At 56.7% G+C, this 5,412-nt stretch carries 6 protein-coding genes and 1 pseudogene; all 7 read left to right on the top strand.

The window, feature by feature from the left end; genetic code table 11:
- Nucleotides 1-35: 35 nt before the first annotated feature.
- Nucleotides 36-245, top strand: coding sequence for a LysR family transcriptional regulator (locus ACSQ36_RS46890; protein ID WP_436187615.1), 210 nt, complete (start codon nucleotides 36-38; stop codon nucleotides 243-245).
- A gap of 56 nt (nucleotides 246-301) precedes the next feature.
- Nucleotides 302-604, top strand: a pseudogene (locus tag ACSQ36_RS46885) (LysR substrate-binding domain-containing protein); the annotation flags it as partial.
- 125 nt (nucleotides 605-729) lie between these two features.
- The gene (locus ACSQ36_RS46880) at nucleotides 730-942 is read left to right on the top strand and encodes a hypothetical protein (protein ID WP_436187614.1); all 213 of its coding nucleotides are present in this window, start codon (nucleotides 730-732) and stop codon (nucleotides 940-942) included.
- Nucleotides 943-1,358: 416 nt separating this feature from the next.
- Nucleotides 1,359-2,309, top strand: a complete 951-nt coding sequence (locus tag ACSQ36_RS46875) for a fumarylacetoacetate hydrolase family protein (RefSeq protein ID WP_436187613.1) — start codon at nucleotides 1,359-1,361, stop codon at nucleotides 2,307-2,309.
- 65 nt (nucleotides 2,310-2,374) lie between these two features.
- The gene (locus ACSQ36_RS46870; RefSeq protein WP_436187612.1) at nucleotides 2,375-3,076 is read left to right on the top strand and encodes a dienelactone hydrolase family protein; all 702 of its coding nucleotides are present in this window, start codon (nucleotides 2,375-2,377) and stop codon (nucleotides 3,074-3,076) included.
- Between the two features lie 197 nt (nucleotides 3,077-3,273).
- The gene (locus ACSQ36_RS46865) at nucleotides 3,274-3,510 is read left to right on the top strand and encodes a hypothetical protein (RefSeq protein WP_436187019.1); all 237 of its coding nucleotides are present in this window, start codon (nucleotides 3,274-3,276) and stop codon (nucleotides 3,508-3,510) included.
- A 702-nt stretch (nucleotides 3,511-4,212) separates the two neighbouring features.
- On the top strand, nucleotides 4,213-5,412 hold a 1,200-nt coding region (locus ACSQ36_RS46860), incomplete at its 3' end, for an EAL domain-containing protein (protein ID WP_436187611.1).

Raw genomic sequence — 5,412 nt, 5'->3', positions numbered from 1 at the left:
TAATTCTGCAACAGTCTCTTAGGGTTTTCTGCCTTGTGGCCGAGCTGCGGAGTTTCACTGCAGCCGCGAGGCGGTTGCGCATCTCGCCTGCGATGGCGAGCAAGCACCTCCTTCATCTTGAGCGCCACCTATCCACAAGGCTGCTGAATCGAACGAGTCGAAGCGTTAGCTTGACCGACGCCGGAACTCTTTATCTCGAGCAGGCGCGTAATGCTCTGGAGGTGCTCGGGAGGCCAAGGCGGTGATCACCGACACGGCGGTCAACCCAAGCGGCGTGTTGAAGCTCAGTGCGCCAGCCTGGATGGCGAATGTCTGGTTTGCCGAGCTCATCCGCGACTACGTGCGACAACATTCGCTTGTGCAACTTGAGGTGGATTTCAGCGCCCGCAGGGTCAACCTGGTCGAAGAGGGCTTCGACCTAGCCCTGCGAGTGACCCACACGCACCATCCAGGTCTTGTCGCCCGCGCCATCGCACCTGTTATTTTCGCCCTGGTTGCTTCTCGGGAATTTCTCGATCGGACAGGCGTCCCGTCCTCGCTCGACGATTTGAAGGGGCGCGACTTTCTCGCCTATAGCTCGATTCCATCCGACGGGCGGCTGACTTGGGATTGGCCAAGCGGGCGTCGTACGATCCGGCTCCGCCCCACCCTCCGCAGCGCTAATGAGACGTTCCTGCACCTCGCTACCCTCGAGGCGTTGGGCTTGCTTTTCTTCCGGAATGCCTCGTCATGGAGGATATCCGCGCTGGCCGCCTCGTTCGAGTTCTGCCTAACGAGGCCGAGCTTCACGGAAAGACTTTTGGCGTCTTCCCGAGCCGAAAACATCTTTCGCCAAAGGTGCGGACCTTCCTCGATCTTCTCGCGAAGCGACATTTCCTTGGTCCGCCAGATGCGCCGGGTACGTCGACTTCGGCCAAGCTGACTAATTGCATATCCCAATAAATTATCACATTATGGGATAGATCAAATGTAGGGCGTGGCCCCGACGTAGCTGGGCTAAGCGCCCCCAGTCTGTGGGGCGTAGTTTGGCGCCGGGGCCCGATAGTCCTGTCCGGTTTGTCGGCGTCGGTCTACGACTTCTGATGTTCACGCCGGATTAAGGCCATCTTTACCTACGACTGCACTGCCGAGCTTCGCTGGCGCCCGCCTCCATCCTTAGGCCCGCCCGACCCCGCTTTGCACATTCCCAGCTGTCAGACCTATTAACATAATTCTCATAATATGGTAATTTACTTGACACCAAACTTTGCACGTCATATGCTGTGAGCACAGACTGATGGAGTGAGTGAACAAAGCAGCAAGATAAGTATCGCAAGCGGCCCAACCAGCTTCCGATACTTATCTTCGGAGGGGGAATTGTGAAGCTGGCGACATATCGACCTTCGGTCGAGGAAGGCGGTAGGCTTGGCGCGATCATCGGTGATGCGGTGGTCGATCTGGAACGGTTCGGCATCGCCATGGGCGTTGCCATCCCGAACCGCATGCTGGAGTTCATCGATCTCGGCCCATCAGCGGTCTCGACGGTTGGCGGCTTGCTTGCCAAATGTGGCGATTCTTTTCCACTCGGCAGTGCGCTCCCGCTCGCCAATGTCCGGCTGATGGCGCCAATCCCACGCCCGCGGAAAAATATCTTCGGGATTGGTCTTAACTACCTCGACCATGTCGCTGAGGCGGCTCAAGCGCTTCAAACGTCGCCAGACTTGCCGCGCCAGCCCGTGATCTTCTCAAAGCCTCCCACCTCGGTAATCGGGGATGGCGATCCCATTTTGCATGATGGCGCGATCACCCAGCAGCTCGACTGGGAAGTCGAGCTGGGCGTTGTCATCGGTACGACTGCGAGGCGTGTCAGCCGGCAGAACGCTCTGCTTCACGTCTTCGGCTACACCGTGCTTGTCGACATGAGCGCTCGCGATTGCCGCCGTGCGGGGCAATGGATCTATTCGAAGGGCCTGGACAGTTACGCGCCCATGGGGCCGGTGATCGTCACAGCCGACGAAATCGGCGACCCCCAGCAGCTCGATTTATGGCTCAGCGTCAACGGCGTCGAGAAGCAGCGCTCCAACACCAGTCACATGCTTTTCAAAGTGGACGAGCTCATTTCCGACATCTCGCAGGGAATTACCCTTGAGCCGGGGGACATCATCGCAAGCGGAACCCCGGAAGGCGTCGGCGCCGGTCGTACACCTCAGGAATGGCTGTGGCCAGGTGACGTAATTGAGGCGCACGTTGCGAAGATCGGAAGTATCCGCAATCCCGTCGTCAATATCGGGACATCGTTATCGCCGGGAACTCGTTCCCAAAACCGGTGAAGGCTCGTACGTTACTTAGGGCCCGCATCAAATCCATCGCAACGCAACGTAAAGAGAGGTTCTTCTTGGAAATCATCCCTTATTCGGAAAATGGTGTGTCGCTGCAAGGGCTTCTGGTTCTTCCCTCTAGCGCCACTGTTCGCGCTGGTGTGCTGGTGTGTCATGAAGGCCCGGGGCGCGGAGATCACGTCCTGCGCCGGCTCGAGATGTTGGCAGAACTGGGCTATGCGGGCTTCGCGCTCGACATCTATGGCGAAGGCTCGCCGGTCGAGAAGGATCCCCAGAAGATCTTCCCCCGGCTAATGCCTTGGCTGGAAAAACGCGAAGCGCTACGCTCCCGCGCTCTGGCGGGGCTCGATGCGTTCAAGAAGGCGGTGCAAACGGAACTCACCTTCGCGATTGGCTTTTGCTTTGGCGGGACGGTCGCGTTGGAACTCGCCCGAATGGGAGCGCCGGTAGATGGCGTCGTGAGCTTCCACGGTGGTCTCAAGGCGACTATTCCGGCGGTGCCCGGTAGCGTGAAGGCGCCCATACTGTCTTGTGTCGGGACCGAGGATCCGAGCATTCCGCTAGAAGATCGCACCGCCTTCGAAGCCGAAATGATTGCCGCCGAGGCCAAGTTCCAAACGCTGTTGTTTTCGGGAACGAAGCACGCTTTCACCAACAAGGATGCCCCTCCGGTACCGGGCCTCGCCTACAACGCCTGGGCCGAGCAGCAATCCTGGTCGGCCATGCAATCCTTCTTTCGGGCACTGGAGACGAAATAGACGGCCTGCCGTCGCCTGCTAGGGTCGTGAGTTAGAAATTCGCATACAAAATCTACGCCCTAGCAACCATGGACGCGTTGTCGCGATAACTGCTTACGGATTGTCCGGAGAGACCGAACTCCTTGGGTACTACTTGCGAAGTGGAAGAGGGAACGTCGGCCGACCCTTAAGCAGAGCCGAGTTCGAAGGAGAAGCAAATGGAAACGGCTGAAAGGTCATTGCGATTCATGGTGGAAAAATGGCTTTTGATGGTTCCTTCGGTGTCGGTTCGGGTGACACGAGGAAGTGGCGCACGCTCGAATCAGAGGCGCTATGTCTGCGTCGAGGCATTGCAATCGGCAGGCACGTTTGCATTCTATTTATTCCGTCAACGCGACGGTACCTGGGATGTGTTCGCGCCTGACGCCGAACGCCCGGCGATGAGCGTTTTTTGATGTGCGGCGCGATTAGGATATCCACGCGTGTGACCGAACGCCGGTCGCGTATACAACCGAGAAGGGGTTCGCTATGTTTAACGAATCAAACCATCTACCGTGTCGATACGAGCGAGATCTGGATGAGTGGACATGTGCTTGGTACGACGTAGCCGTTGCAAGGGACTTTGTCAGATCGCCCTACCGGCCCGACGCCGCGACCGTAATGCGTCTTCAAGGCTACTTCCACGCCGGGCTGTTACCTGCGGAAGCTGCTGAAGCATGCTTCGGTCGAAAACACTGAAAAGGCGTTGCCTTATCGTATTGTTGTTCGAGCAGGTGCCACTCTGCAAAAGACAAACAACGACCTAAATAATGTCATGAATTTTCAACTCATAACACTAGGCAGTAGACGGGAGGAGCGTAGCGGGTGGAATCCGCCCTTCTTGACACGCTGGGTGATGTGCGATGTGGAGCGACACGTCGCTCAGGTGGCAGAGTCAGGTTGTACAAGACGTTTCGAAACAGCAAGCGAACTCAAATCAGTGCGTTGCTTCCCACAAGCCAAAATTTGATCTACGAGACCCGTCTGATCGCGAATTGCGATGAATAGAGCGTGCATAAAGGCTGCGCGTGCGTCCTAATCGAAGATCGGATTCAATTCGCGGCACCCCTTTGATAGTTTGATACGGAACGCGCCGTTTCATCTTAGCGAGTATTCAATTGGGATCTCCAGACCTCTTGCAGTTTCACGGAAATGATGCATTGCTCCAGTCATCGTCGGCCCGATTCGGTGACTTGACCCTCTCCAGCACGTTCCAACCGATTTTCGGTTTCTCACACCATCTTCCGGTCGGGTATGAGGCCTTACTCCGAGCATACGATTCGAGTTGCAACGAAGTTGAACCTCTAAAGGTACTGAACCGCCCTAGTGCACGGGGGCATCGGAACAACCTCGACCGAGGGGTCCAACTGCTACACGCGTCCAACTTCGTGCAAATAGCGAATGCGCATCAACGACTCTTTCTCAATACTCAGCCGGATAGTTTCATCATCTCGGACGCCTATCGCCGTCTTGTCGAAGACGCTCTAACCCGCTTGCAATTGAGGCCCGATCGTATTGTTCTCGAGGTTCTCGAAACGCCTGACGGGAATCTCGAACGACTAATCGAAGGCACCGCTTCATTTCGGCAGCAGGGATTTCTGATAGCGCTCGACGACTTTGGTGCAGGTCATTCGAACATCGATCGGGTCTGGCAACTTCAGCCCGATATCGTCAAACTGGATCGGAGTGTCATCGCGCTGGCGGCTCGGGAACCTCGCATTGCACGCATGTTGCCGCGCCTAGTCTCACTATTGCATGAAACCGGCGCATTAGTTCTGATCGAAGGCGTCGAAACGCAATTTGAAGCACTTCTCTCGATGGAATGCGATGCGGATCTCGTGCAAGGATTTTACTTTGCACGCCCTGCTACGGGGCGAGTACGTGAGGAGTCGTGCCGGGCAGTCATGGACTCGATGGCCGAGATGTTTCGCGCCCGTGTCGAACTGAACGCACGCACGAAGGACACACTTCTATCGGCCTACTCCGTCGCTCTGCAGACAGCGGCGGAAAGGTTTTGCGGGGGCATCGATTTTCCTCGTGCTTCCGAGGACCTCCTTCGCCTAGAGGGCGCGGCCCGCTGCTTCTTGTTAGACGCTCAAGGTATTCAGGTCGGAGACGACATCAAGGCTCCTCAGCCTTACATCTCGACGCCAAATCTGTCTCGATCTACGCCCGAGGCGTCGGGATCTTGCTGGAACAGGCGTCAATACTTTCGCAATGCCATCGGCAAACCTGGAACGGTGCAGATTACGGAACCCTATCTTTCTATCAACGGGGTACACCTTTGCGTCACGTTTTCAATCGCGATCTCTGTTAAA

The organism is Caballeronia sp. LjRoot34, assembly GCF_964253815.1.
In the GTDB taxonomy this organism is placed as follows: Bacteria; Pseudomonadota; Gammaproteobacteria; order Burkholderiales; family Burkholderiaceae; genus Caballeronia.
Note: the sequence above shows the minus strand (reverse complement) of the source record. Positions and strands in the feature narration are given on the sequence as shown.